Source organism: Rhodococcus rhodnii NBRC 100604 (assembly GCF_001894925.1).
GTDB classification, from domain to species: Bacteria; Actinomycetota; Actinomycetes; order Mycobacteriales; family Mycobacteriaceae; genus Rhodococcus_F; species Rhodococcus_F rhodnii.
Map to the genome: position 1 here is coordinate 145,923 of NZ_BCXD01000011.1, position 25,645 is coordinate 171,567.

General features: G+C 70.3%; 19 protein-coding genes and 2 pseudogenes. 14 read left to right on the forward strand and 7 right to left on the reverse strand.

The features are described from left to right. Nucleotides 1–4 precede the first annotated feature (4 nt). Together RR1_RS10360 and RR1_RS10365 are read right to left on the reverse strand one after the other, a co-directional pair. A pseudogene (locus RR1_RS10360) lies at nucleotides 5–1,472 on the reverse strand (MFS transporter). Next, entirely contained in the window at nucleotides 1,469–2,176 is a 708-nt protein-coding gene (locus RR1_RS10365) for a PadR family transcriptional regulator (RefSeq protein ID WP_010837379.1), read from the reverse strand. The pseudogene RR1_RS10360 and the gene RR1_RS10365 overlap by 4 nt, the downstream one beginning before the upstream one ends. Nucleotides 2,177–2,305: 129 nt before the next feature. On the opposite strand from RR1_RS10365, the gene RR1_RS10370 reads away from it, so the two are divergent. The 3 genes and pseudogenes from RR1_RS10370 to RR1_RS22880 all read left to right on the forward strand — a co-directional run. After that, complete coding sequence (locus RR1_RS10370; protein ID WP_010837380.1) at nucleotides 2,306–3,061, forward strand: GNAT family N-acetyltransferase; 756 nt, start codon at nucleotides 2,306–2,308, stop codon at nucleotides 3,059–3,061. Continuing rightward, complete coding sequence (locus RR1_RS10375) at nucleotides 3,058–4,110, forward strand: glutathione S-transferase family protein (protein ID WP_010837381.1); 1,053 nt, start codon at nucleotides 3,058–3,060, stop codon at nucleotides 4,108–4,110. The genes RR1_RS10370 and RR1_RS10375 overlap by 4 nt, the downstream gene beginning before the upstream one ends. Nucleotides 4,111–4,180: 70 nt before the next feature. After that, nucleotides 4,181–5,023: pseudogene (locus tag RR1_RS22880) on the forward strand (YihY/virulence factor BrkB family protein); the annotation flags it as partial. Nucleotides 5,024–5,038: 15 nt separating this feature from the next. Here the strand turns inward: RR1_RS22880 and RR1_RS10385 are convergent. Genes RR1_RS10385 through RR1_RS10395 form a run of 3 tightly spaced genes read right to left on the reverse strand, consistent with a single transcriptional unit; the run spans nucleotide 5,039 to nucleotide 7,284 of the window. Further along, complete coding sequence (locus RR1_RS10385; protein ID WP_071990713.1) at nucleotides 5,039–6,001, reverse strand: arsenic resistance protein; 963 nt, start codon at nucleotides 5,999–6,001, stop codon at nucleotides 5,039–5,041. A 24-nt stretch (nucleotides 6,002–6,025) separates the two neighbouring features. After that, nucleotides 6,026–6,430 (reverse strand): VOC family protein, encoded by a 405-nt coding sequence (locus RR1_RS10390; RefSeq protein WP_010837383.1) that lies wholly within the window; start codon nucleotides 6,428–6,430, stop codon nucleotides 6,026–6,028. After that, a complete protein-coding gene (locus tag RR1_RS10395; protein WP_040772475.1) occupies nucleotides 6,427–7,284 on the reverse strand; it encodes a helix-turn-helix domain-containing protein in 858 nt (285 codons plus the stop codon). Before RR1_RS10395 ends, RR1_RS10390 begins: the two co-directional genes overlap by 4 nt. Before the next feature lie 111 nt (nucleotides 7,285–7,395). Between RR1_RS10395 and RR1_RS10400 the strand changes: the two genes are divergently transcribed. The 5 genes from RR1_RS10400 to RR1_RS10420 all read left to right on the forward strand — a co-directional run bounded on the left by RR1_RS10400 (nucleotide 7,396) and on the right by RR1_RS10420 (nucleotide 17,839). After that, nucleotides 7,396–8,088: a hypothetical protein gene (locus RR1_RS10400; RefSeq protein ID WP_010837385.1), complete on the forward strand. Its 693-nt coding sequence runs from the start codon at nucleotides 7,396–7,398 to the stop codon at nucleotides 8,086–8,088. Beyond that, the gene (locus tag RR1_RS10405; RefSeq protein ID WP_238558948.1) at nucleotides 8,085–9,233 is read left to right on the forward strand and encodes an ATP-binding cassette domain-containing protein; all 1,149 of its coding nucleotides are present in this window, start codon (nucleotides 8,085–8,087) and stop codon (nucleotides 9,231–9,233) included. The genes RR1_RS10400 and RR1_RS10405 overlap by 4 nt, the downstream gene beginning before the upstream one ends. Further along, nucleotides 9,230–10,039, forward strand: coding sequence for a hypothetical protein (locus tag RR1_RS10410; RefSeq protein ID WP_010837387.1), 810 nt, complete (start codon nucleotides 9,230–9,232; stop codon nucleotides 10,037–10,039). The genes RR1_RS10405 and RR1_RS10410 overlap by 4 nt, the downstream gene beginning before the upstream one ends. 89 nt (nucleotides 10,040–10,128) lie before the next feature. Further along, a complete protein-coding gene (locus RR1_RS10415; protein WP_010837388.1) occupies nucleotides 10,129–13,902 on the forward strand; it encodes an ABC transporter ATP-binding protein in 3,774 nt (1,257 codons plus the stop codon). Nucleotides 13,903–14,065: 163 nt separating this feature from the next. After that, on the forward strand, nucleotides 14,066–17,839 hold the full coding sequence (locus RR1_RS10420; RefSeq protein ID WP_040772476.1) for a multifunctional oxoglutarate decarboxylase/oxoglutarate dehydrogenase thiamine pyrophosphate-binding subunit/dihydrolipoyllysine-residue succinyltransferase subunit: 3,774 nt from the start codon (nucleotides 14,066–14,068) through the stop codon (nucleotides 17,837–17,839). A 76-nt stretch (nucleotides 17,840–17,915) separates the two neighbouring features. Here the strand turns inward: RR1_RS10420 and RR1_RS10425 are convergent, their stop codons facing one another. Continuing rightward, on the reverse strand, nucleotides 17,916–18,581 hold the full coding sequence (locus RR1_RS10425; protein ID WP_010837390.1) for a TetR/AcrR family transcriptional regulator: 666 nt from the start codon (nucleotides 18,579–18,581) through the stop codon (nucleotides 17,916–17,918). A gap of 108 nt (nucleotides 18,582–18,689) precedes the next feature. Between RR1_RS10425 and RR1_RS10430 the strand changes: the two genes are divergently transcribed. Both RR1_RS10430 and RR1_RS10435 read left to right on the forward strand, forming a co-directional pair. Beyond that, complete coding sequence (locus RR1_RS10430) at nucleotides 18,690–20,294, forward strand: flavin-containing monooxygenase (protein ID WP_051111087.1); 1,605 nt, start codon at nucleotides 18,690–18,692, stop codon at nucleotides 20,292–20,294. Next, nucleotides 20,291–21,124, forward strand: a complete 834-nt coding sequence (locus RR1_RS10435) for an SDR family NAD(P)-dependent oxidoreductase (RefSeq protein ID WP_010837392.1) — start codon at nucleotides 20,291–20,293, stop codon at nucleotides 21,122–21,124. Before RR1_RS10430 ends, RR1_RS10435 begins: the two co-directional genes overlap by 4 nt. A gap of 10 nt (nucleotides 21,125–21,134) precedes the next feature. Here the strand turns inward: RR1_RS10435 and RR1_RS10440 are convergent, their stop codons facing one another. Further along, entirely contained in the window at nucleotides 21,135–21,956 is an 822-nt protein-coding gene (locus RR1_RS10440; RefSeq protein ID WP_010837393.1) for a glycine betaine ABC transporter substrate-binding protein, read from the reverse strand. A gap of 169 nt (nucleotides 21,957–22,125) precedes the next feature. On the opposite strand from RR1_RS10440, the gene RR1_RS10445 reads away from it, so the two are divergent. The 4 genes from RR1_RS10445 to RR1_RS10460 form a co-directional block, all read left to right on the forward strand. Continuing rightward, the gene (locus RR1_RS10445; protein WP_010837394.1) at nucleotides 22,126–23,094 is read left to right on the forward strand and encodes an ABC transporter substrate-binding protein; all 969 of its coding nucleotides are present in this window, start codon (nucleotides 22,126–22,128) and stop codon (nucleotides 23,092–23,094) included. A 35-nt stretch (nucleotides 23,095–23,129) separates the two neighbouring features. Further along, nucleotides 23,130–24,272, forward strand: coding sequence for an ABC transporter ATP-binding protein (locus RR1_RS10450; protein WP_010837395.1), 1,143 nt, complete (start codon nucleotides 23,130–23,132; stop codon nucleotides 24,270–24,272). Nucleotides 24,273–24,274: 2 nt separating this feature from the next. Beyond that, nucleotides 24,275–24,922 carry an ABC transporter permease gene (locus tag RR1_RS10455; RefSeq protein WP_010837396.1) on the forward strand — a complete coding sequence of 216 codons (648 nt, stop codon included), beginning with the start codon at nucleotides 24,275–24,277 and terminating at the stop codon, nucleotides 24,920–24,922. Further along, nucleotides 24,919–25,645: ABC transporter permease (locus tag RR1_RS10460; protein WP_081634108.1), on the forward strand; the 727-nt coding region annotated here is incomplete at its 3' end. The genes RR1_RS10455 and RR1_RS10460, both read left to right, overlap by 4 nt.

Below are 25,645 nucleotides of genomic sequence, written 5' to 3' on the forward strand. Positions count from 1 at the left end.
CGCTCTAGCGGCGTCGGCGGACCGGGCGGGCGAACGCGATCGACGCGACGACACCGACGACCAGCACCGCGGCCGGCAGCCAGATGGACTGCGCCATCGCCGTCGCGAACGGTTCGTGCACCTGCTCGGGCAGGTGCGAGATGCCTGCCGCCTCACCGCCGCCGCCCTCGCCGCCGAGCCCCTGGGCGGCGAGCCCGGGCAGTGATGAGCGCACCCATCGCTGCGCTGCCGAGCACGGCCCCGACCTGCCGGGTCGTGTTGTAGACCCCGGCTCCCGCGCCCGCGCGTGCGGGCGGAAGGTTGTGCGTCGCCGTCGCCGCGAGCGGCGACCAGATGAACGCGTTCGCGAGACCGACGAAGCCGAGCGGGATCAGCAACTGCCATGTCGGCGAGTCGGGCGTCATCACGGCGCCGAGCCAGAACAGCGAGATCGCGAAGAGTGTGAATCCCGTTCCTGCGATGTACCGCGGGTGTGTGCGGTCCACGAGGCGGCCGACGAACGGCGCGCACACGCCCGTCACGACGGCCATCGGGACCATGAGCAGCGCGGCGCCCGTGGGCGAGAGGCCGCGCACACCCTGTGCGTAGAACATCAGCGGCAGCACCATCGAGGTGACCGCGAAGCCCATGGTCGTGATCGCGACGTTCGCGAGCGAGAAGTTGCGGTCGCGGAACAACGAGAGCGGGACGAGCGGCTCCCCCTTGGTGCGCGACTGGTTCCACACGAACACCGCGAGCACGAGCAGGCCCGCGGCGATGAGCCCGACGATCCGGCCGTCCCAGTCCCACGTGCTGCCCTCCTGGATACCGAAGACGAGCAGGAACATGCCGACACCGCTGAGCAGGACACCGGGGATGTCGAAGCGATGCGTCGAGGTGGGCAGGGCGGGCACGAGCCGCCACGCGAGGACGAGGGCGACGATGCCGACCGGGACGTTGACGAAGAAGATCCACTCCCAGCCGAGCGCGTCGACGAGGATGCCGCCCGCGAGCGGACCGACGAGCGTCGCGACACCCGCGACGGCGCCCCACAGGCCCATCGCGACGCCGCGGCGGTCCGGCGGGAACGTCCGGGTGATGACGGCCATCGTCTGGGGCGTCATGAGTGCGGCGCCGAGGCCCTGCACGGCGCGGGCGACGATGAGCATCTCGATGTCGCCCGCGCGGCCGCACCACAGCGACGACGCCGTGAAGATCACGAGGCCGATCATGTAGATGTTCTTGGGGCCGAAGCGATCTCCGAGCCGGCCCGTCACGAGCAGCGGGACGGCGTAGGTGAGCAGGTAGGCGCTCGTCACCCATACGACGCGGTTCACGTCGGCGCCGAGGTCCGCCATGATCGCGGGATTCGCGACGGCGACGATGGTCGAGTCGACGAGGATCATGAAGAAGCCGATGACGAGGGCCCACAGCGCGGGCCACGGACTGCGCTCGGAGCCGTCGGGCCGGGTGGCTTCCGTGGGGGTCGTCATGCCGGGTCCTCTGCTTCGTTCTCGGTGAGTGCTGACGCGTTCTCGGTGGGTGCTGATGCGTTCTCGGTGGGTGCTGATGCGTTCTCGGCGGGTGCGGTGGGGTCGTCGGCGCCGCCGCCGATCGCGTCCTGGACCGCGGGCGAGTCGAGCCACGGCAGGTCACCGGATTCGATGCGGCCCGCGAGCGTGTGCAGCCATCGTGCCTCGGCCGCGAGGACGACACGCCGGTGCTCGCTGCCGAGGCGGAAGAGTTCGGGGACGCCGGCACGCACGGCGCCCGCGGCGGCGACGTCGAGTTCGGCGAGGGTCGCCTCGAGCGCCGCGATCCTGCGGCGCACGAGTGCCGCGGCCTCGTCCTTCGGCAGATTGTGTGCTTCCGCGAGCCCGAGCGGGAACTGTGGGAACTCGTCGGCGGGCGTCTCGAGGATCGCGGCGACGCGCTCGAGGAACGCCGTGCGGCCGGCGTCGGTGATCTCGTAGACGGTTCGCTCGGGGCGGTTGCCCGAGCGATCCGTCCCCACCGCGCGAACGAATCCGTCACCCTCGAGCCGCCCCACCGAGTGATAGAGCGTGCCCGGGCTGACCTTGACGAGAGTGCCGCGCCGCGTCCGCGCGAGCTGCGTCATCTCGTACGGGTGCATGGGGCGCTCGGCGAGCAGGCCGAGCACCGTCAGCGCCAGTGGGCTCGACGTCACGGCGGGCATGGGCGCTCCAATGTTCGATGCAGAATAGTCGACGTGGACTATACAGGCGGCTGCGCCGCTCGTGCGTGATTCTCCGGTTCCTGGACCGGCAACTCACGCACGAGCCGCAGGCCTCGGTACGGTTGAAAGGTGGACGATCACCCGCTCGACATCGTGCGCCTGGCGTGGGCGCGGGAACTCGGGCTCGACGACGACGCGCTCGCCGTGGGCGGACACGTGGACTGCGCCGACGAACACACCTCGACGGTGCGGTTCGTCTGGATCGCCGACGCGTCGGCGCTCGTCGGCCCGCAGTGGTTGCTCGACCGCGCCCAGGACCACACCCGCCGCGAACTGACCGAGGCCGGCACGCTGCTCGGGCTCACGCTCGATCACTCCGGCCGCTGTCCCGGCCCACGCACCCTCGCGTACTCGACCGAGTACTCCGCCTCGCCGCCCGAGCCGCCGCCACTCGTCTCGCACGATCGCGCCGACGCCCGCGCGCTCGAGGCCGCGTGCCCACCCGACGACGTCGAGAACGCCCGGCTCACGCAGCGAAGCCACTGGTTCACCATCGTCGAGGACGAGCACTCCGGCGACGACGCGCACCGCCCCGTCGCCGGCGCCGCCTACGACGAGATGCAGGGCCTCATCGGCGAACTCGGCGTCCTGACCGATCCCGTGGCTCGTCGTCGTGGGCTCGGAGCGACGGCGCTGTCGATCGCGACGGACGAACTGCTCGACGACGGTCTCGTCGCCGGGCTGCGCTGGCATCGGGAGAACACGGCCGCCGAAGCGCTCGCCCGGGCGCGCGGCTACGACCCCGTCGGAACGTACATCGAGGTGTCGATCGGCCCGGCGCGCTCGCCGTCCGGTCACGAAGCGGAAGAGGAGAGATCCGAATGACCAGTGACGGCCGGACCACCGGTGAGGACGGCGCACGCGACGGAAAGTACGTCGAGCCCGGTAAGGCGTACGACCGCGACATGCGGTACATCGCGGATCGGATCACCGTCGACGGCCGCGACGGCTGGCCCGTCGAGGCGGGCAGGTACCGGCTGATCGCGGCGCGCGCGTGCCCGTGGGCGAATCGCACCCTCATCGTGCGCCGGTTGCTCGGACTCGAGGACGCGATCTCGGTCGGCATGCCCGGCCCCACGCACGACCAGCGGAGCTGGACCTTCGACCTCGATCCGGGCGGGGTCGATCCCGTCCTCGAGATTCCTCGGCTGCAGGACGCGTACTTCGCGCGCTACCCCGACTATCCGCGCGGCATCACCGTCCCCGCGATCGTGGACATCCCGACCGGCGGCGTCGTGACCAACGACTTCAACCGGATCACCCTCGATTTCGAGACGGAGTGGACGCAGTTCCACCGCGACGGCGCACCCGACCTCTACCCCGAGCGGCTGCGCGACGAGATCGACACCGTCGCGCGCCGCGTCTTCCGGGAGGTCAACAACGGGGTGTATCTCTGCGGCTTCGCCGGATCGCAGCAGGCGTACGACGACGCGTACGGGACGCTGTTCACCGCACTCGACTGGTTGACCGAGCGGCTGAGCACGCAGCGTTATCTGGTGGGCGACACCATCACCGAAGCCGACGTGCGGCTCTTCACGACGCTCGCCCGCTTCGACCCGGTCTACCACGGCCACTTCAAGTGCAATCGGCAGAAGCTGAGCGAGATGCCCGTGCTGTGGGCCTATGCGCGAGATCTGTTCCAGACGCCGGGATTCGGCGACACGATCGACTTCGTGCAGATCAAGGAGCACTACTACATCGTCCACTCGGACATCAATCCGAGCCGGATCGTCCCCGACGGACCGGACCTGCAGAACTGGCTCACCCCGCACGGGCGTGAAGAGCTAGGCGGCAGGCCCTTCGGCGGCGGAACGCCGCCGCCTCCCCCGCGGCCGCACGACACCGTCGCCGCCGGACACAACCCGATGACCTGACGCGGTGCCAGACGCCGCGACACCGTCGCGCACCCCGGTGCGCGCGACGGCAGCCGTACTCGTGAGGACCGTGCGGCGCGCGATCGACGTCCGCGTCACCGGGCTCGCCGCCGAGATGGCGTACTACGCACTCATCTCGCTGATCCCGCTCGCGACGGCGGTGGGCGCCGCGCTCGGTTCGCTCGAACGGATCATCGGGACCGAGGAGGTCGACCGGATCGAGGGCGCCGTCGTGGACGGGCTGTCGACGGTGTTCCAGGAGCAGATCACCTCGGACGTGCTCGCGCCGCTCGTGCGGGGACTGCTCCGTGAGGAGCGCACCGGCATCGCGATCGGCAGCGTCGCCGTCGCACTGTGGCTCGCGAGCAGGGTCTTCCGTGCCGCGATCCGCACCCTCGACGCCGCGTACGGGGCGCCGGAACGTCGGGGCATCGTGGCGCAGGGAGTGCTCGGGCTCGGGTTCGCCGCCGCCGCCGTCGTGACGCTGGTGATCCTCGTCGGCACCCTCGTCGTCGGGCCGCTGCTCGGCGGCGGCAGAGTGGTGGCCGAGGCGCTGGGTCTCACGAACGGCTTCCAGGCCGTGTGGGACGTCGGGCGCTGGCCCGTGGTCTTCCTCGTCGTCGTGGCGTTCCTCGTCGTGCTGTACCGGTTCGCTCCGAACGTCGATCACACGTGGCGCGACTGCGTGCCCGCGGCGTGCGCGGGTGCGGCCCTCGTCGTCGCCGTTGCGTTCGCGTTCGGCCTCTACCTGCGCATGTCGACGCCGGTCTCGGCGGCGGCGGCACCCGACACTCCCGATCAGGCGGTCCTCGCGGCCGCACAGGTGGTCGGAACACTGCTGTCGGCGGTGCTGTGGTTGTGGCTCACGAGCATCGCGGTGCTCTCGGCCGGTGTCCTCGGCGCGGAGATCGAGGCGTATCGGGGACGGTCAGCGGCGGGCGGGGATCAGCCGGGGGACGACGCGGACGTAGACGACCATGCCGACGAGTTCGACGAGGGTCTGCGTGACGACGACGAGCGGGACGAGGGCGAGTTCGGCGGGCAAGGCCAGCGCGAGCGGCAGGACGACGAGCGAGTTGCGTGTCGCGGAGCCGAAGACGAGGGCCCGCCCGCGCGGAGCGTCCAGTCGCGTCGCGCGGGCGAGCACGCCGCCGAGCGGCGCCATGATCACGAGGAACGCCACGGAGAGGGGAATCACCGCGACGAGTGAGGTCGCGGCGTCGCCGATTCGCGCGGCCTGCGATGCCACGACGATCGCGAGCGTCGCGATCATGAGCGGCACCATCGCCGTGTCGCCCGCCGACTCGAGCACGCGGGCGGGCCGCCACCGCCGTGCCGCGAACTGGGTCGCGATCGCCGCCGCGAGCGGGATCGCGAGCATCACGACGAACGCGCGCGCGAACGGCCCTGGGTCGATCGCCTCCGCGATGTCACCGCCCACGAACAGCCCGAGAAACAGCGGGAGCGCGAGCATCTGGGCCAGCAGGAGGATCGGTGCGGCGGCGAGCAAGCGGTCGTGGGCGCCGCCCGCGAGCGCCGTGAACACGATGACGTAGTCGACGCACGGCGCGAGCAGCACGAGGAGCACGCCGACGACGAGCGCACGATCGTGGGTGACGAAGCGGGAGAGTCCGAACGCGACGATCGGGACGATCACGAAGTTCGCGGCCAGCAGCACGCCGAGGAATCGGCCGTCCCGCAGCGCCGTCCGCACCCGGGTGAACGGCACCGCGAGGAAGGTCGCGTACAGCAGCACGGCGATGACGGGCGAGGTGCCGGCCTCGAGGACACGCGCCCCGGGAATCGCCGATCCGGCCGCGAAGGCGACCGCGATCGTCGCGACGTAGAGCCACGCCTGGTGCCGAGTCGCCCACGCGCCGAGAGTCTGCACGCGAGCACAGTAACGACCGAGCGGTCAGGCCTCGCCGCCGTACGTCCCGAAGCTCCACAGCACGCCCTCGGGGTCGGTGCACGTGAAGCCGCGCGAGCCGTAGTCCTCGTCGACGAGGCCACGCACGATCGTCGCTCCGGCGGCCCGTGCGCGTTCGTACAGCGCATCGGGGTCCGGCACGACGACGTACACGCTGCCGGTGCCCGCGGGAAGTGCGGAGATGGCGGAGTCGTCGCGATCCGACCCGAGCATGATGCCGCCGCTCGCCGGAAGGGCGAGTTGGGCGTGCATGACGAGGCCGTCGTCCTCGTACACCGCGATCTTCTCGAATCCGAAAGCGCGTCCGAGGAAGTCGATCGCGGCGTGTGCGTCGCGATACCGCAGGGCCGGCCAGACGGTCTGGGTGGTGGTGATCCGTGTTTCGCTCATGACTCGAAGTCTCGCTCGACGTGGTGGTCGTCGTCTTGGACGAATGGGAAGACCTCGTCGCGGCGCCAGCGGGTCGGCGAGACACCGGCGAGATCGCGCCACTCCCGATCGAGATGCGCCTGGTCGGCGTACCCGCAGCGGACCGCGATCTCGGCGAGCGGCGCCTCACCGCGCGCCAGCCGGTGCGAGCGGGCGAACCGGGCGAGCCGTGACGCCGTCTTCGGCGTCACGGCGAACTCCGCCGTGAACCGGCTCGACAGCGTGCGGCGACTCCACCCGACACGACCGGCGACGTCGCCGACGCGAGCGCGGGGATTCGTGACGAGCGCACGCCACGCCTCCCGAAGCTCGGGTGCGACGTCGACCGGGCGCAGCCGGCGGACGAGGACGTCGTCGAGCACCGCGAAGCGCTCCGGCCAGGTCGCGGCGGCCGCGGCACGATCGCGCAGCTCCCGAGCGTCGGCGCCGAGCACCTCTCCCAGGTCGACGAGCCACGGGCCGAGCGCACCGGCCGGGATCCCGAACAGTGCCCGCGCGCCCCACGGCGTGAAGGTCAGCTGCATGCCGTACTGCGTTCCGTCGTGCACGATCTCGACGGGTGCCTCGGCGATACCGCTCGCGAGCGCCGCGAACCGGCTGCCGGCCTGGGCCGGGACGGGCGTCCCCGCGAATCCGATGTCGGGGCCGAGCGTGACGACGACGGTCAGCTGCGGCGACGGCATCCCGAGGTGCACACCCGGTGCGAATCCCTCGTAGCGGTAGCCGTGATAGTCGGCGACGAGGCCGCGCAGCACCGGCGCGGGCGTGGCGCGCGCCGTGTCCTGGAGTGGCGATCCCGACCGTCCACCGGCCATGCACCCGAGGCTAGTACCCGCTCGGCGACGGCGTCACGCATCCGCCGTACGCCTCGCTCGCCTCGGCGACGGCCCGCCGCGGCTACGCTCGCAGGTGAGGAGAGGAGCACTGTGGCCGACAATTCGGGGCGGATCGAGAAGTTGGTGAACTCCGCGCTCGACGGCGCGTGCCGCGTGCAGGCGCCGACCGTGCGCAAGCAGGTGTGGCGGCTGCGCCGAGCGCATCCGGACGAGACGCCCGAGCAGATCATCGAACGGATGCGGTCGATGTTCCTGACCGCCGTCACGGGAAGTGGCGGCGCGGTGGGAGCGACGGCCGCGGTTCCCGGCGTCGGCACCGTCGCCTCGCTCGCCGCGGTGGGGGCGGAGTCGGCGTTCTTCCTCGAAGCCGCCGCGCTGTACACGCTCGGCGTCGCGACGGTCCACGGCATCCGCATCGACGACGACGACAAACGCCGTGCCCTCGTGCTCTCCGTCGTCCTCGGCGAAGCGGGGATGGAGATCGTGCAGCGCACGACGGGGTCGAAGTCGCGGTACTGGGCCCGCGCCCTCGAGGGCCGCATCCCCGCGCCCGTCATGAAGACACTCGACAACAGCCTCGTCCGCAAGTTCGCGACGAGCTTCGCGGCCAAGCGAGGCGCCCTGGTGTTCGGGAAGGTGCTGCCCGCGGGCATCGGTGCAGCGATCGGCAGCGTCGGCAACCGCGCCCTCGGGCATCGCGTCGTGAAGAACGCGCACGACGCGTTCGGCCCGCCGCCCGCACAGTGGACGGATACGCCCGGCGACCCGGCGCCGACGTCGTGACCCAGCCCCCCGTCGTGACGCAGCCCTCCGTCGTGGCTCAGCCCGCTGTCGAGGTTCGCGGCGCGAGCAAGACCTTCGGTCACACCGACGCCGTCACCGATCTGTCGATGACGGTCCGGCCCGGCCGCATCACGGGGTTCCTCGGACCCAACGGCTCCGGCAAGTCGACGACGCTGCGGATGATCCTCGGGCTCGTGACGCCCACCGCGGGCGAGTGCCTGATCGAGGGAGTGCCGGCACGTGCGCTGCGCGAGCCCGCGACGGTCGTCGGAGCCGTCCTCGATTCGCAGCGGCTGCATCCCCGGCGCACCGCACGCGCGCACCTGCTCGTGCACGCGGCCGCGGCCGGCGTGCCCGACTCGCGCGCCGACGAGGTGCTCGCCGAGGTCGGTCTGTCCTCCGTCGCACGCACCCGCATCGGGACGTTCTCGCTCGGCATGCGTGGCCGGCTCGCACTCGCGACAGCGCTGCTCGGCCGCCCTCGCATCCTCGTGCTCGACGAACCCGCGAACGGCCTCGATCCCCAGGGGATCGCGTGGCTCCGTTCGTATCTCACCGGCTTCGCGCGGTCCGGCGGGACCGTGCTCATCTCGTCGCACATCCTCGGCGAGGTCGCGCAGATCGTGGACGACGTCGTGATCGTCAGCGGGGGCTCGGCCGTCTACCGGGGCACCGTCGAGGAGTTGCGGCGCGCTCAGCACCGCCGGCTGCTCGTCGCGGCGGCCGATCCCGCCGGGCTCGCCCGCGCGCTGGCGGCCGACGGCGTGAGCGACGTCCGATCGCTGCGGGACGGCCGGATCGGCGTCGTCGGCGCGGCCGAGGACCGGCTCCGTGAGATCGCGAACGCCGCGGGGATCGCGGTGTTCGGCGTCGTCGCCGAGGAGGTCGACCTCGAACAGCTCTTCCTCGCGATGACGGCGCCGCACTACGTCGCGGGCGCGACGGCCCTCGCCCCGGGCGGCTACGGCCCGCCGACGCCGCCGTACTCGGGGCCTCCCCCGCCGGCCGGGCCGTATCCGCCGCAATACCCGCAGCAGACCCGGTATCCGCACCAGCAGCAGTACCCGCAGCCCGGCCAGTACCCGCCACAGCAGCAGTACCCGCCCCATCCCCCACAGCCGACGAACCCGGGAGGACCGCGATGACCGCCGTACCGCCCACGATGCGCGCGTCGCTGTCCGCGCCGGTCGCGGCGCTGCGCGGTGAGGCGCGCAGCCTGCTGTCGCTGCGGGTGTGGTGGATCCTCGTCATTCCGCCCGTCGTCGTCGCGGTGTGCACGGCCGCGGTGACCGTTCCCGGGATGCGCAGCCTGTCCGACATGGTGCAGACGGGTCCGGCCGACGGTGTCGCGGTCGCCGCGCTCGTCGGTGCGGGGGTGAGCGTGTTCGTCGCGGCTCTCTTCGCGGCACTGTGCGCAGCGACGTACACGGGAACCGGATTCCGCTACGGCACGCTCACGACGACGTTCGCGATCACGCCGCGCCGCGATCGCGTGCTCGGAGCGCAGTTCGTCGTCGCGGTCGCCGTCGGCATCGGCTACGTGCTCGTCACCGAACTCGTCGCCGTCGCGTCGCTCGCCGTCTTCGGCGGTGCCGACTTCGTGTTCGACACGACCCTGCTCTCGGTCCTCGCGCTCGGCGTCGTCATCGCGGCGGCATGGGCCGCCATCGGCGCGGGACTCGTCCTCGCGACGGCCGCGCCGGTCGCCGCGACCGTCGGCATCGTGGTGTGGTGCCTGCTGGGCGAACTCGTCGCCGGTGCGATTCTCGGCAGCGCGATCTCGCAGTTCCTCCCCGTCGGCGCCACGATGGGCGCGCTCGTGAACCTCGCGAGCGACACCGCCGCGGACTCGCTCGCGCCGTGGCCCGCCGCAACGGTAGCGCTCCTGGTGTGGGCGGCGATCGCGGTCGCGTCCGGATGGCTGATCACCCGCGCCCGCGACATCACATGAGTGGCATCGCTCGTGCGCGACTCTCCGGTCCCCACACCGGAAAGTCACGCACGCGCGAAGCCTGGATTCGCCGGCTGTGGGCGCAGTGCATGCAGCATCCCCGCGTCGCGATCGGCGCGCTCGCCGTCACGGTCGTCGCCGCCGCGATCGACATCTCGTTTCCGCTCCTCACCAAGCAGGCCGTGGACGCCGCGATGAACGGCGAACCGCTGTCGGTGATCGGATCGGTCGCGGCGATCATCGCCCTGCTCGCGTGCGTGCGGTTCGCGTGCCAGTACGGCCGCCGCATCCTCGCGGGCAAGCTCTCGATCGACGTCCAGCACGATCTGCGGCTCGCACTGCTCATCGCCCTGCAGAGACTCGACGGCCGAGGCCAGGACCGCGTGAGCACGGGCCAGGTCGTCTCCCGGTCGATCACCGACCTCCAGCTCGTTCAGGGACTGCTCGCGATGGTCCCGCTCTCGGCGGGCGCGCTGCTCCAGTTCGTTCTCGCGATCGGCATCATGCTGTGGCTCTCGCCGCTGCTCACCGTCGCAGCGCTCGCCGTCGTCCCGCTCGTGTGGCTCGTCGTGCGCACGATGCGGCCGCGATTGTTCGCCGCGACGTGGTCGGCGCAGCAGCGGGCCGCCGATCTCGCCCAGCACGTCGAGGAGTCGGTGACGGGCGTGCGCGTCGTCAAGGGATTCGGCCAGGAACGGCGCGCCGTCGACATCCTCGAGGACCACAGCCGGCGGCTCTACGGCGAGCGGTTGCGGTCGGCGCGGCTGAACTCGCGGTTCGCACCCACGATGTCGGCGCTCCCCCAGTTGGGTCTCGTCGCCGTCATCGTGCTCGGCGGATACCTGGCGCTGCACGGGCAGATCACCATCGGAACGTTCATCGCGTTCGCGACGTACGTGACGACGATGGCCGCCCTCACCCGGACACTGACGCAGGTCGTCGTCATGGCGCAGCTCTCGCGGGCCGCCGTCGAGCGCGTGTACGACGTCGTCGACACCGAACCCGACATCGCCGATCCCGCCGATCCCGCCGCGCTTCCCGACGGCCCGCTCGGCCTCGACTTCCGCGACGTCCGCTTCGGTTTCGAGCCGGGCCGCGACGTGCTGTCCGGTCTCGATCTCGCGATCGCGCCGGGCGAGAGCGTCGCCGTCGTCGGCGCACCCGGCTCGGGCAAGACCGCGCTCTCGCTGCTCGCCGGACGGTTCTACGCGCCCGACTCGGGCGCCGTGCTGCTCACCTCCGATCGCGGCGACGTGGACCTCGCGGCGGCGCGCGCGTCGGATGTGCGGTCGGCGGTCACGCTCGTCTTCGACGATCCGTTCCTCTTCTCCGACACGATCGCGGCGAACATCGCGCTCGGTCGGCCGGACGCGACGATCGACGAGATCCGTGACGCCGCGCACCGCGCCGCTGCCGACGAGTTCGTCTCGGCGCTGCCGGACGGCTACGACACCGTCGTCGGGGAACGCGGGCTGACGCTCTCGGGCGGGCAGCGCCAGCGCATCGCACTCGCCCGCGCGCTGCTCGTCGACTCACGGGTGCTCGTACTCGACGACGCGACCTCGGCCGTCGACGCCGCGACCGAGGCGACGATCTACGCCGCACTGCGCGCCGATCGCCGCAACACCGCGCTCGTGCTGGCGCATCGCCGGTCCACGCTCGCGCTCGCCGATCGGGTCGCCGTGCTCGACGACGGCCGGGTCACCGACATCGGGACCGTCGCGGAACTCGAGGCGCGGTCGCCACGGTTTCGCGCGCTCTTCCAGTCCCCGGACGCGGGCGAGGTGCGTTACGACGCCGATCCGGGCGCCGGGAGCGAGGACACGGGACCGGTGAACGCCGACGCGGAGCCCGCCGAGACCGCGATCGTCGGCGAACTGTGGCCGCGGGGCGACGACACCGCCGACACCGCCGAGCCGAGCGGGCGCACGACGCTCGCGCGGCCCGTCGCGGGCGGTGGGCCCGGTGGAGGCGGCGGCGCGATGAGCGCGATCGCCGTGACCCCCGAACTCGAACGGGAGGTCGCACGGCTGCCACCCGCCTCGGACCGCCCGCGCGGCGAGAGCACCGCGCTGCGACGACCCGATCCGCAGTTCCGGTTCCTGCGCACGCTGCGGCCCGTCCGGTGGATTCTCGCGGCTGTCGTCGCGTGCCTCGCGTTCGACTCGCTCACCAACATCGCCTTCCCGTCGCTCGTGCGCGTCGCGATCGACCGCGGCGTCGACGCTGGCGAGCAGTCGGCGTTGTGGTGGGCCAGCGCCGCGGGCGCAGCGCTCGTCGTCACCGACTGGATCGTCGTCGCCGTCATGACGGTGCTCACCGCGAAGGCCGGCGAGACCGTGCTGTTCGGGCTCCGCATCCGGAGTTTCGCGCATCTGCAGCGCCTCGGCCTCGACTACTACGAGCGTGAACTCTCGGGCCGCATCATGACGCGCATGACGACCGACGTGGACGCGTTGTCGTCGTTCATCCAGACGGGGATGTCGACGGCGGTCGTCGCCGTCGTGACGCTCGGCGGCATCACCGTGGCACTGATCGCGACCGATGCGACGCTCGCCGCCGTCGCGCTCGCCGCGCTCGCCCCGCTCGTCGTCGCGACGCTGATCTTCCGCCGTGTGTCGTCGGCCGCGTACGCGACGTCGCGTGAACGGATCTCGACGGTCAACGCGGACTTCCAGGAGAACATCGCCGGCCTGCGCGCGGCGCAGGCGTACCGGCGCGAAGCGGTCTCGGCGGCGCGGTTCACCGATCGTGCCGACGCCTACCGCCGGTCGCGGATGCGGTCGCAGCAGGCGATCTCGGTGTACTTCCCGTTCATCGCGTTCCTGTCCGATCTCGCGCTGGCCGCCGTCGTCCTCGTCGGTGCGCGCGGCGTCGCGACGGGCACGACCTCTCCGGGTGTCCTCGCGGCGTTCGTCCTCTATCTCGGGCTGCTGTTCGTGCCCGTCCAGCAGCTCTCGCAGGTGTTCGACGGGTACCAGCAGGCGCGGGTGGGCCTGCGGCGGATCGGTGAGCTGCTGCGGACACCGAGTTCGATCGAGTCCGCGGCGTCGGCGCATCCGATTCCGATCTCGGGGCATCTGCGCGGCGAGGTACGGCTGGACGACGTGGGCTTCCGCTACTCGGGCGCCGAGTCGGACGCGCTGCGTGACGTCGATCTGCAGATCCCGGCGGGCACGACGGTCGCCCTCGTCGGCCGGACAGGCGCGGGCAAGTCCACGATCGTCAAGCTGCTCGCGCGGTTCTACGATCCGACGACCGGCGCCGTCCGCGTCGACCTGCGCGAGTACGCGCTGTCGTCCTACCGGCATCGGCTCGGCGTGGTCCCGCAGGAGGCGCACCTGTTCACCGGCACTGTCGCGAGCAACATCGCGTTCGGGCGGCCGGACGCCTCGCGCGCCGAGATCGAGGCCGCCGCCGACGCCGTCGGGGCGCTCGGCACGATCGCGTCGCTGCGCGGCGGCATGCTCCACCCCATCGGCGAGCGCGGCCGCGGCCTCTCGGCGGGGCAGCGTCAGCTGGTGGCGCTCGCGCGCGCCGAACTCGTGGACCCCGATCTGCTGCTGCTCGACGAGGCGACGGCGACGCTCGATCCCGCGACGGAACGGATGGTGCTCGACGCGAGCCGGCGCGTCACGCGAGCGCGGACGTCGGTGGTCGTCGCGCACCGGCTCGCGACCGCGGCGCGCGCGGATCTGGTCGTCGTGGTGGACGACGGCGCCGTCGTCGAGCGCGGACCTCACGCCGAATTGCGGCACGCGGGAGGTCACTACTCACGTTTGTGGGATGCGGCGGGCGAACAAGAAGGGAATAATCACGGGTCGGACACCGTCCCAGATGGTGAACCCATCGCACGCACGTGAGCCACATCACAAACGCGGGAGGGGAAAAATGCGCCTCACACTCGCAGGTTAGGCTCACGACCAGGCGCTCTGACCGGGTACCAGAACAGAAATGAGGCGAACACCTGCCGTGAGCAGCAGCTCGACATCCCAGTTCGGACAAAATCAGTGGCTGGTCGACGAAATGTACCAGCGATTCCAGAAGGATCCATCATCCGTCGACGAAAGTTGGCACGAGTTCCTCGCCGACTACTCTCCCGAAGCCGCCTCGGAAGGCGCCACCAACGGCGCCTCGGGTAACGGCCGCGAGAACGGCTCGGTCACCACCACGACGCGATCCACGACCGGCGGGTCACGCAACGGCAACGGCAACGGCAACGGTGCATCCGCCTCCACCACGGCAGCGAAGCCCGCTGCCGCGAAGCCCGCCGCTGCGAAGCCTCAGCCCGAGAAGACCCAGCCCTCGAAGTCCGAGCAGGTCAAGCCGAGCGCCGCCTCCGCATCGGCGAAGCCCGCGAAGGACGCCGCGCCCGCGAAGGGCGGCAAGCCCTCCGCGACCGCGAAGAGCGCCGAGTCCTCGAAGGACGAAGCTCCCGCGAAGGCGGAGAAGAAGGTTCTGCGCGGTGCGGCTGCTGCCATCGCGAAGAACATGGACGCCTCCCTCGAGATCCCGACCGCCACGAGCGTGCGCGCGATCCCGGCCAAGCTCATGTTCGACAACCGCATCGTGGTGAACAACCACCTCGCGCGCACGCGCGGCGGCAAGGTCTCCTTCACGCACGTGCTCGGCTACGCGATCGTCCAGGCGGTCGCGAAGTTCCCGAACATGAATCGCCACTACGAGATCGTCGACGGCAAGCCGAACGCCGTGACCCCGCCGCACGTGAACCTCGGTCTCGCGATCGACCTCGCAGGTAAGGACGGCAGCCGATCGCTCGTCGTCGCCGCGATCAAGAACACCGAGACGATGAGCTTCACGCAGTTCGTCGCGGCGTACGAGGACATCGTCCGGCGTGCCCGCGACGGCAAGCTCACCGCCGACGACTTCTCGGGCGTCACCATCTCGCTCACGAACCCGGGCGGCCTCGGCACGGTGCATTCCGTGCCCCGCCTGACCAAGGGCCAGGGCGCGATCATCGGTGCCGGCGCGATGGAGTACCCCGCCGAGTTCCAGGGTGCGAGCGACGAGAAGATCGCCGAGATGGGCGTCGGCAAGCTCATGACGCTCACGTCGACCTACGACCACCGCATCATCCAGGGTGCGGAGTCCGGCGACTTCCTGCGGACCATCCATCACCTCCTGCTCAGCGACGAGTTCTACGACGAGATCTTCCACTCGCTCGAGATCCCGTACGAGCCGGTCCGCTGGCGCAAGGACGTCCCCGAGGGCGCGATCGACAAGAGCACCCGCGTGCTCGAGCTCATCGCCGCGTACCGCAACCGCGGTCACCTCATGGCGGACACCGACCCGCTGCAGTTCGTCAAGGACAAGTTCAAGAGCCACCCGGATCTCGACGTCACGACGCACGATCTGACGCTGTGGGACCTCGACCGCGAGTTCAAGGTCGGCGGGTTCCAGGGCCGCGAGAAGATGAAGCTCCGCGACGTCCTCGCGGTGCTGCGGGACGCGTACTGCCGCCACGTCGGTGTCGAGTACACGCACATCCTCGAGCCCGAGCAGCAGCAGTGGATCCAGGAGCACGTCGAGGCTCCGCACGTCAAGCCGACGGTCGCGCAGCAGAAGTACATCCTGAGCAAGCTCAACGCCGCCGAGGCGTTCGAGACGTTCCTGCAGACCAAGTACGTCGGGCAGAAGCGCTTCTCGCTCGAAGGCTCCGAGTCCGTCATCCCGATGATGGACTCCGTGATCGACCAGGCCGCCGAGCACGGGCTCGACGAGGTCGTCATCGGCATGCCGCACCGTGGCCGGCTCAACGTTCTCGCGAACATCGTCGGCAAGCCCTACTCGAAGATCTTCACCGAGTTCGAGGGCAACATGAACCCGGCGGCCGCCCACGGCTCCGGCGACGTGAAGTACCACCTCGGCGCCGACGGCACCTACATCCAGATGTTCGGCGACAACGACATCAAGGTGTCGCTCACGGCGAACCCGTCTCACCTCGAGGCAGTGGATCCCGTGCTCGAGGGCCTCGTGCGCGCGAAGCAGGACATCCTCGACAAGGGTGAGGACGGCTTCACCGTCCTGCCGCTCATGCTCCACGGCGACGCCGCGTTCGCCGGTCAGGGCGTGGTCGCCGAGACCCTCAACCTCGCGCTGCTGCGCGGCTACCGCACCGGCGGCACCGTGCACATCGTCGTCAACAACCAGGTCGGCTTCACGACGGCGCCCGAGCACTCACGCTCCTCGGAGTACTCGACCGACGTCGCGAAGATGATCGGCGCACCGATCTTCCACGTGAACGGCGACGACCCCGAGGCCTGTGTGTGGGTCGCGCAGCTCGCCGTCGACTTCCGCGAGAAGTTCGGCAAGGACGTCGTCATCGACATGATCTGCTACCGCCGTCGTGGCCACAACGAGGGCGACGATCCGTCGATGACGCAGCCGCTGATGTACGACATCATCGACACCAAGCGCAGCGTCCGGAAGAGCTACACCGAGGCCCTCATCGGCCGCGGCGACATCTCGATGAAGGAGGCCGAGGACGCCCTGCGCGACTATCAGGGCCAGCTCGAGCGTGTCTTCAACGAGGTGCGCGAGCTCGAGAAGTACCAGCCCGAGCCGTCGCCGTCCGTCGAGATGGATCAGCCGCTGCCGACCAAGCTCACGACGGCCGTCGACAAGTCGGTCCTCGAGAAGATCGGCGACGCGTTCGTCAACGTCCCCGAGGGCTTCACGATCCACCCGCGTGTCAAGCCGGTCGTCGAGAAGCGCCACGAGATGTCGCGCGAGGGCAAGATCGACTGGGCGTTCGCGGAGCTGCTGGCGTTCGGGTCGCTCGTCGACGAGGGGCGCACCGTCCGCCTGTCCGGTCAGGACTCGCGACGTGGCACCTTCACCCAGCGTCACTCGGTGCTCATCGACCGCAAGACGGGCGAGGAGTACACGCCGCTGCAGAGCCTCGGCGAGGACCAGGGCAAGTTCATGGTCTACGACTCCGCGCTCTCCGAGTTCGCGGCCGTCGGCTTCGAGTACGGCTACTCCGTCGGCAACCCCGACGCGCTGGTCCTGTGGGAGGCGCAGTTCGGCGACTTCGTCAACGGCGCGCAGTCGATCATCGACGAGTTCATCAGCTCGGGTGAGGCGAAGTGGGGCCAGCTCTCCGACGTCGTGCTGCTGCTGCCGCACGGCCACGAGGGCCAGGGCCCGGACCACACGTCGGGACGTATCGAGCGCTGGCTGCAGCTGTGCGCCGAGGGCTCGATGACGGTCGCCGTGCCGTCGACGCCCGCGAGCTACTTCCACCTGCTGCGTCGGCATTCGCTCGACGGCGTGCGGCGCCCACTCGTGGTGTTCACGCCCAAGTCGATGCTGCGCAACAAGGCGGCGGTCAGCGACGTCGAGGACTTCACGACCGGCAAGTTCCGTTCGGTGTTCGAGGAGCCCGCGTACGAGAAGAACGAGGGCGACCGCGACAAGGTCCGGCGTGTGCTGCTCGTGAGCGGCAAGCTCTACTGGGAGCTCGCAGCCCGCAAGGCGAAGGAGGGTCGTGAGGACATCGCGATCGTCCGCGTCGAGCAGCTGTACCCGGTGCCGAGCCGTCGTCTCAAGGAGACGCTCGATCGCTACCCGAACGCGAACGAGTTCTGCTGGGTCCAGGAGGAGCCGGCGAACCAGGGTGCGTGGCCGTTCTTCGGTCTCGCACTGCCGGAGCTCGTCCCCGACCCGCTGAAGAACGTCAAGCGGATCTCGCGCCGGTCGATGTCGGCGCCGTCCTCGGGCTCGAGCAAGGTTCACGCCGTCGAGCAGCAGGAGATCATCGACGAGGCGTTCGGCTGACCGACGCCTCGCAGTACGACCCACTCGGGCCGCTTCCCTTCGGGGAGGCGGCCCGAGTCGCGTTCGGGGGGGGCGGTCAGCCGCCGCCGGGCAGCGACGCCGCGGCGAGTTCGAGCGCGACGTCGGGAGCGACGGCCATGAGCAGGCCCGGGAGGGCCGCGACCTCGAGCGTGACGAGTTCGTCGCGGGTGATGCGCGGTTCGCGCAGCCACGTGATCGTCGCTTCCTCGACGAAGGCGATCCAGCCGCGCACAGCGAGTTCGAGGGCGGGCGGCACCGCGTCCGGCGTGACGGAGTAGCCGCTGGGGAGGCGGGCGAGAGCCTGCCGCACCATCGCCGAGCGTGTCTCCTCGAACAGCGCCGCCATCGCGGGATCGCCGCTGGCCTTGCCGCGCAGCAGGGACACGTAGATCCAGCGGTTCTCCGTCGCGTAGTCGACGTACGAGTCGATGACGGCACGCAGCACGCCGGCGAGGTCGTCGCCGCCCTCGGCGGGCGCCACCCGGTCGGGGTCGGTTCGCGCGAGGAGCGCCGCACTCGCTTCGCTCACGACCGCGAGGCGAAGATCGTCCGCCGACGCGAAATAGTGGAAGACGAGGGCGCGTGAGACCCCCGCGCGTTCTGCGATGCCTTCGACTGTCACGCCGTCGAGCCCCTGCTCGGCGAGTATGCGAACGCCCTGGTCGAGAAGCTGCGCGCGACGTTGCTCGGGATCGAGACGTGTGCGTTTGCCGACCTCCATGCCCCGACCCTAGCGAAACCGCCCACTGTTGACCATCTATCAACAACCTACTGACAGAATGTCAACAAGCTATTGACTGGGTCACACTCGGCGCTTATGGTGGCTTACATGAGTCCGCAAGTCACAGATACTTCCGCCGTAGCCGAGGGCACGCGCGAAGTCGGAATCGTCGTCATCGGCAGCGGGTTCGCCGGTCTGGGAGCGGCCATCCGGCTGAGCCAGGCGGGCCGAACCGACTTCGTCGTGCTCGAGCGCGGCGACGACGTGGGCGGCACGTGGCGCGACAACACGTACCCGGGTGCCGCGTGCGACGTCCCGTCGCAGCTGTACTCCTACTCCTTCGCTCCCAACAAGCAGTGGAGCCGCTCGTTCTCGCCACAGCCCGAGATCCAGCGCTACATCCAGTCTGTCGCCGACAAGTACAAGATCCGCGACAAGCACGTCTTCGGCTGCGACGTCCAGTCGGTCCGCTGGGACGAGTCCGCGCACCGCTGGAAGATCCAGACGAGCAAGGGCGACTTCTCGGCCCGCTTCGTCGTCAGTGCCGTCGGCGCGCTCTGCGAACCAGCACTGCCGGACATCAAGGGCATCGGCTCGTTCGAGGGCCAGATCTTCCACTCGGCGCGCTGGGACCACGACTCCGACCTCGCCGGCAAGCGCGTCGCCGTGATCGGCACCGGTGCCTCCGCCATCCAGATCGTGCCGCAGGTCGCGAAGATCGCGAGCCGGCTCGACGTCTACCAGCGGACCGCGCCGTGGGTCCTCCCCCGCGTCGACCGCGAGTACACCGCCGCCGAGCGCTTCGCGTACAAGAACGTCCCGGGCTTCCAGAAGCTCGCCCGCCTCGGTGTCTACGCGACGCGCGAGACCCAGGTCGTCGGCCTCGCGAAGGCCCCGGTGTTCATGAAGCCGATCGAATGGCTCGCGAAGGCCCATCTGCGCCGGCAGATCTCCGATCCGGTGCTGCGCGGCAAGGTCACGCCGAACTTCCGGATCGGCTGCAAGCGCATGCTGATCTCGAACAACTACTTCCCTGCCCTGTCGCAGCCGAACGTCGACGTCGTGACCGACGGCATCGACGAGGTCACCGCGAACGCCGTCGTCGCCAAGGACGGCACGCGCCGCGAGGTCGACGCGATCATCGTCGCGACCGGCTTCCACGTCACCGACTCGCCGACGTTCGAGCACATCTACGGTCGCGACGGCGTTCCGCTGTCGGAGACGTTCGCGAAGATCGGCCAGCAGGGATACAAGGGAACCACCGTTTCGGGCTACCCGAACATGTTCTTCCTCGTCGGACCGAACACCGGCCTCGGCCACAGCTCGATGGTCTACATGATCGAGTCGCAGATCAACTACGTCGTCGACGCGATGCGCGCGATCGACCGCTACGACATCGGCACCGTCGAGGTTCGCCGCGACGTGCAGGACCGCTACAACGCCGACCTCCAGTCCGCGCTGTCGTCGAGTGTGTGGATGAACGGCGGATGCGCGAGTTGGTACCTCGACGAGCACGGCAACAACACCACGCTGTGGCCGGGCTTCACCTTCCAGTTCCGCGACGAGACCAAGAAGTTCGACCTCATCGCGTACGACACGGTCTCCCGCAAGGAACTGGCTGCGGCTCCCGCAGCGAAGGCGACCGCCACGAAGGCGAAGGCGAAGCCCGCGGCGAACGCCGCTGCCGGCGACGAGAAGGCGGCGGCACGATGAGCGAGTTCGCGGGCCGCGTCGCGGTCGTCACGGGAGCCGGTTCCGGTATCGGCCGCGCTCTCGCGCTCGACCTGGCCCGGCGCGGCGCGAAACTCGCGCTGTCCGACATGAACACCGTCGGGCTCGCCGAGACCGTCGCGCAGGTCGAGGCGCTGGGCGCCGAGGTGCGCTCCGATCATCTCGACGTCACGCAGCGCGAGGCGGTGCTCGAGTACGCCAAGACGATCGCCGAGCACTTCGGCAAGGTCAACCAGGTCTACAACAACGCCGGCATCGCGTACCACGGGTCGTTCGAGAAGGCGGAGTTCAAGGACTTCGAGCGCGTGGTCGACGTCGACTTCTACGGCGTCGTCAACGGCACGAAGGCCTTCCTGCCGTACGTCATCGCGTCGGGCGACGGGCACATCGTCAACACGTCGAGCCTGTTCGGCCTGCTCGCGATCCCCGGGCAGAGTGCCTACAACGCAGCGAAGTTCGCCGTTCGGGGCTTCACCGAGGCGCTGCGGCAGGAGATGCTCGTCGCGAAGCACCCGGTGCGGGTCTCGTGCGTCCATCCCGGCGGGATCAAGACGGCCATCGCCCGCAACGCGGTGACCGGACCCGACGAGGACCTCGCCTCGATCGCCGAGTTCTTCGACAAGCGGCTCGCCCGCACGTCGGCCGAGGACGCCGCGCGCACCATCACGAACGGCGTGCGAAAGAACAAGGCGCGCATCCTCATCGGGGCGGACGCGCGGTTCCTCGATGCATGGGTGCGACTCGTCGGGTCGTCCTACCAGCGCGTCGTCGCGACCGTCGTGCCGCGCTTCATGCCCAAGTCGCAGCGCTGAGGCTCTGCACTCAACGCTGCCCGTCGATCCACGCACGTGCGATCTCGCCGGGATCGGCACCGCCGCGGACCTGGCCGACCATGTCGGCCAGGTCCGTCGTCGTCAACTCTCCCGCGACGACGTCGAGACCGCGTGTCGCCGTTCGTGAGAGCGACTGCGAGCGGTAGAGCGCGACGGGATTCTGCGCCGCGAAGACGTGCTCGGGATCGGCGAGCGACGCTGCCGAATCGGCTGCGAGCGTGGTGCTTCCGGTGACGGCGGGAAGCGCGGGATCGACGCCGAACACGCAGCCTGCCTCACCGAGTGCGTCGGGTCCCGGCGCGTTCTCCCATGCCGCGTCGGGGTCGAGACGCACGCCCGCACACTGCGGCGCGAAATCCTCGATCGTCTCGGCACCCGGCTCCCCCACCACGAGGACGCGACGGTTCTCCGCCGCCGTCGCGACGTCGCCGGGCGCGATCCCGGCGGGCAGAGCGCGGCTGAGCGCGTCGAAGACGTCGTCCGCCGACCGCGCCTCGGAGCGAGGGGCCACCCGCGCGAGCAGCGAACCCGAGAATCCGGCCGCGATGTCGACCTCGCCCGCGAGCAGCGCGTCGACCGCGGCGACGTCGAGATCGCCGACGACGGTGACATCGGCGTGGGCATCGCGCAGTGCCGCCCCGTACAGGTGCGCGAGCACTGCGCCCTCGGGGGTGTCGTCGACGCCGATCGTCACCGTGACGGCCTCCGCGTCGGCGGGGCCGAGGTTCGCGGCGGGCGCGCCGCATCCGGCGACGACACCGACCGTCGCGATCGCAGCGGCGACGGCGCGGGCGGGACGCAGTGAGATCACGGGTTCGCCTCCTTCAGCCTTCCGTGGCCGCCCTCGTCCCCGGGGTTCGAATCGTGTGTGTTCGAAACCCCGGAGGCAGCGCTTCTATCGTTACACTGATCGATCGACGGCAACGAACCGCACCGCCTCTCGGAGCCGCACTACCCTCTTCCGGTGGAAGGACGCGTCCATGCGCACGACCCACTCTCCTGTCTCTCGCCGCTCACGCCGCTCGCTCGCGGTCGTTGCGGGCGTCGTCGCTGCGGCGGCTCTCGCGGCCTGCGGCGGCGGCGATCCGCTGACGGGTGGCGGTGAGGGCTCGGGCGACGACGCGAACGCCGTGATCGTCGGATCGGCGAACTTCCCCGAGTCCGAGACGGTCGCGAACATCTATGCCGAGGCCTTGCGCGCCAACGGTTTCGACGTCACGACCCGGCTCAACATCGGTTCGCGCGAGGCCTACGTCCCCGCGCTGCGCGACGGCTCGATCGACGTCGTCCCGGACTACACCGGCAATCTGCTGCGCTACCTCGACCCGTCGGCGACGGCGACCGCCGCCACGGACGTCGATGCCGCGCTGCCTGCCGCTCTGGGCGACGAGCTCGTCACGGCGGCTCCCGCGCCGGCGGAGAACAAGGACGCCGTCGTGGTGACGCGCGAGACCGCCGAACGCTGGAATCTCACGACGATCGCCGACCTCGCACCGCATTCCGACGACGTGACCTTCGGTGCGCCCGCGGAGTTCGCGGAACGTCCTGTGGGGCTGCCCGGCCTCGAGGAGAAGTACGGCCTCGTCGTCTCGCCCGACAACTTCGTGCCCATCGGCGACGGCGGCGGACCTGCCACCGTCGAAGCGCTGCGCTCGGGCCAGGTCCTCGCCGCGAACATCTTCACGACGTCTCCCGCGATCGCCGCGAACGACTTCGTCGTGCTCGAGGATCCGGAGAACAACTTCCCCGCGCAGAACGTGATTCCCGTGATCCGCGCCGCGAAGGACTCGGACGAACTCGAGGAGGTCCTCGACGCCGTGTCGGCGAAGCTCACGACGGAGGAACTCACCGAACTGGGCGACGAGGTCTCGGGCGACGCGAAGGTCGAGCCCGAGGCCGCCGCGCGGCAGTGGGTCGCGGACCAGGGACTCGACCAGCCGGTGTCGTGACGCGCGACGAACGGACGGAGCCGTCCGGAGCAGCGATGATCTCGTTCGAGCACGCCACCAAGGAGTTCGACGGCGGCGTCGTGGCCGTCGACGACCTCACGCTCGACATTCCCGCCGAGTCGTTCACGGTGTTCGTCGGCCCGTCCGGCGGTGGCAAGACGACGGCGATGCGAATGATCAACCGCATGGTGACGCCGACCTCGGGCACGGTCCGGGTCGACGGCCGCGACGTCGCCGGACTCGATGCGACACGACTGCGCCTCGGCATGGGATACGTCATCCAGAACGGCGGCCTGCTGCCCCACCGCACCGTGCTCGACAACGTCGCGACCGTCCCTGTCCTGAGCGGGGATTCGCGACGCAGTGCCCGCCGCACGGCGCTGGGGGTACTCGAGCGCGTCGGCCTCGGCGCGTCGCTCGCGAATCGCTATCCGGCGCAGCTCTCGGGCGGTCAGCAGCAGCGCGTCGGCGTCGCACGCGCGCTCGCGGCGGACCCGCCGATCCTGCTCATGGACGAGCCGTTCAGCGCCGTCGATCCCGTGGTCCGCGAGGAACTCCAGACCGAGATGCGGCGGCTGCAGAGCGAACTGCGCAAGACGATCGTGTTCGTGACGCACGACATCGACGAGGCCGTCACTCTCGGTGATCGCATCGCGGTTTTCGGCCCCGGTGGCCGGTTGCGCCAGTACGACGCACCGGATGTCGTGCTGGCCTCGCCCGCAGACGATTTCGTGGCGGAGTTCGTCGGCCGCGATCGCGGCTATCGCGGGCTGTCGTTCCGGTCGGCCTCCGACGTCCCGATCCACGAGATCCGCACCGTGACCACCGAGTCGGTGGGCGAAGCGACGCTCGGCGAGAGCGGCTGGGCGCTCGTCGTGAGCGACGACGGACGTCCGCTGGGCTGGGTCGACGCCGCGGGTGTCGCGAAGGTGCGTGGCGGCAGCGCGGTGTCGGCCGCGATCGCCGCGGGAGGGTCGCTCTTCCCGCTCGGCGCCGATCTGCGGCAGGCACTGGACGCGGCCATCTCGTCGCCGTCGGGCATCGGTGTCGCGGTGGACGCGGACGGCGTGGTGCGCGGCGGGGTCCTGGGGACGGAGGTGCTCGCGGGCCTCTCGGACCAACGGCGGTCCGAGGACGCCACGCGCGAGCGCACCGAGTTCGGCGAAGCGGAGCGCTGACCGTGCGCTGGCCCATCGACAACTTCGACGAGGTCGTCTCGCTGACGCGCACGCATCTGTATCTCTCGCTCGTGCCCCTGCTCGTCGGTCTCGTCCTGTCGATCCCCGTCGGCGCGCTGATCCGCGGGACATCGTGGCTGCGGCGCGGCACGTTCGTGCTCGCGGGGATCGCGTTCACGATCCCCTCGCTCGCGCTGTTCGTGACGATCCCGTCGATCGTCGGACTCGAGATCCTCGATCCGCTCAACGTCGTGATCGCGCTGTCGGTGTATTCGACGGCGCTGCTCGTGCGCGCCGTCCCGGAAGCGCTCGATTCCGTTCCCGCGCAGGTCGTCGACTCGGCGAACGCGATGGGTTACTCGTGGTTGCGCAGGGTGCTCACGGTCGATCTGCCGCTCGCGCTTCCGGTGCTCTCGGCGAACGTCCGCGTCGTCGCCGTCACGAACATCTCCCTCGTCTCGGTCGGGTCGCTCATCGGGATCGGGGGCCTCGGCGTCCTGTTCACGCGGGGCTACCAGCGCGACTATCCCGATCAGATTCTCGCCGGCATCATCGCGATCGTCGTGCTGGCGCTCGCGATCGACGCACTTCTGTATCTGCTGACACGTGTCCTGACGCCGTGGCGCCGCGCGGAAGGGGCACGCACATGAGCATCTTCTCGCAGGCCTGGGCGTACCTCACCGATCCCGCGAACTGGTCGGGTTCGGCAGGGATCGGGGCGCGCATCGTCGAGCACCTCTGGTACAGCACGCTCACCGTCGTGGTGGCCGCCGCGATCGCGATTCCGCTCGGCCTGCTCGTGGGGCATCGCCGCCGCGGCGAGGTCGTCGTGGTCGGCATCGTCAACGCGATGCGCTCGCTGCCCACCCTCGGTCTGCTGACCTTCCTCGTCCTGCTCATGGGGCTCGGTCTCACGGCTCCCGTTCTCGCGCTCGTGATCCTGGCGATACCGCCGATCCTCGCCGGCACGTACGCTGGCGTCGCAAACGTCGACGCGCAGGTGGTCGACGCGGCCCGGGCGATGGGGATGACCGAGCGGCAGGTGCTCACCCGTGTCGAGATCCCGAACTCGCTCCCGCTCGTCCTCGGCGGACTCCGCAACGCCTTCCTGCAGGTGATCGCGACCGCGACCGTCGCCGCCTACGTGAATCTCGGCGGCCTGGGCCGCTACATCTTCGACGGCCTCGCGCTCTACAGCTACGACCGCGTCCTGGTGGGCGCGATCCTCGTCGCGGCGCTCGCGCTCGTCGTCGACGGCCTGCTCGCGCTCGCGGTGTGGGCGTCGATTCCCGGGACGGGCCGGCTGCGGCGGAGGGCCGACGTCGCGGCGCTCGCCGCGGCGCCGACCCTCTCGCCCGAAGCCGGTGGGGGTT

Excerpts from the sequence above, each read along its gene's own strand:
- RR1_RS10365 (WP_010837379.1), bottom strand. The coding sequence starts at position 2,176 with ATGCCCGCCGTGACGTCGAGCCCACTGGCGCTGACGGTGCTCGGCCTG.
- RR1_RS10375 (WP_010837381.1), top strand. The coding sequence starts at position 3,058 with ATGACCAGTGACGGCCGGACCACCGGTGAGGACGGCGCACGCGACGGA.
- RR1_RS10390 (WP_010837383.1), bottom strand. The coding sequence starts at position 6,430 with ATGAGCGAAACACGGATCACCACCACCCAGACCGTCTGGCCGGCCCTG.
- RR1_RS10395 (WP_040772475.1), bottom strand. The coding sequence starts at position 7,284 with ATGGCCGGTGGACGGTCGGGATCGCCACTCCAGGACACGGCGCGCGCC.
- RR1_RS10410 (WP_010837387.1), top strand. The coding sequence starts at position 9,230 with ATGACCGCCGTACCGCCCACGATGCGCGCGTCGCTGTCCGCGCCGGTC.
- RR1_RS10415 (WP_010837388.1), top strand. The coding sequence starts at position 10,129 with ATGCAGCATCCCCGCGTCGCGATCGGCGCGCTCGCCGTCACGGTCGTC.
- RR1_RS10420 (WP_040772476.1), top strand. The coding sequence starts at position 14,066 with ATGTACCAGCGATTCCAGAAGGATCCATCATCCGTCGACGAAAGTTGG.
- RR1_RS10425 (WP_010837390.1), bottom strand. The coding sequence starts at position 18,581 with ATGGAGGTCGGCAAACGCACACGTCTCGATCCCGAGCAACGTCGCGCG.
- RR1_RS10430 (WP_051111087.1), top strand. The coding sequence starts at position 18,690 with ATGAGTCCGCAAGTCACAGATACTTCCGCCGTAGCCGAGGGCACGCGC.
- RR1_RS10435 (WP_010837392.1), top strand. The coding sequence starts at position 20,291 with ATGAGCGAGTTCGCGGGCCGCGTCGCGGTCGTCACGGGAGCCGGTTCC.
- RR1_RS10445 (WP_010837394.1), top strand. The coding sequence starts at position 22,126 with ATGCGCACGACCCACTCTCCTGTCTCTCGCCGCTCACGCCGCTCGCTC.
- RR1_RS10450 (WP_010837395.1), top strand. The coding sequence starts at position 23,130 with ATGATCTCGTTCGAGCACGCCACCAAGGAGTTCGACGGCGGCGTCGTG.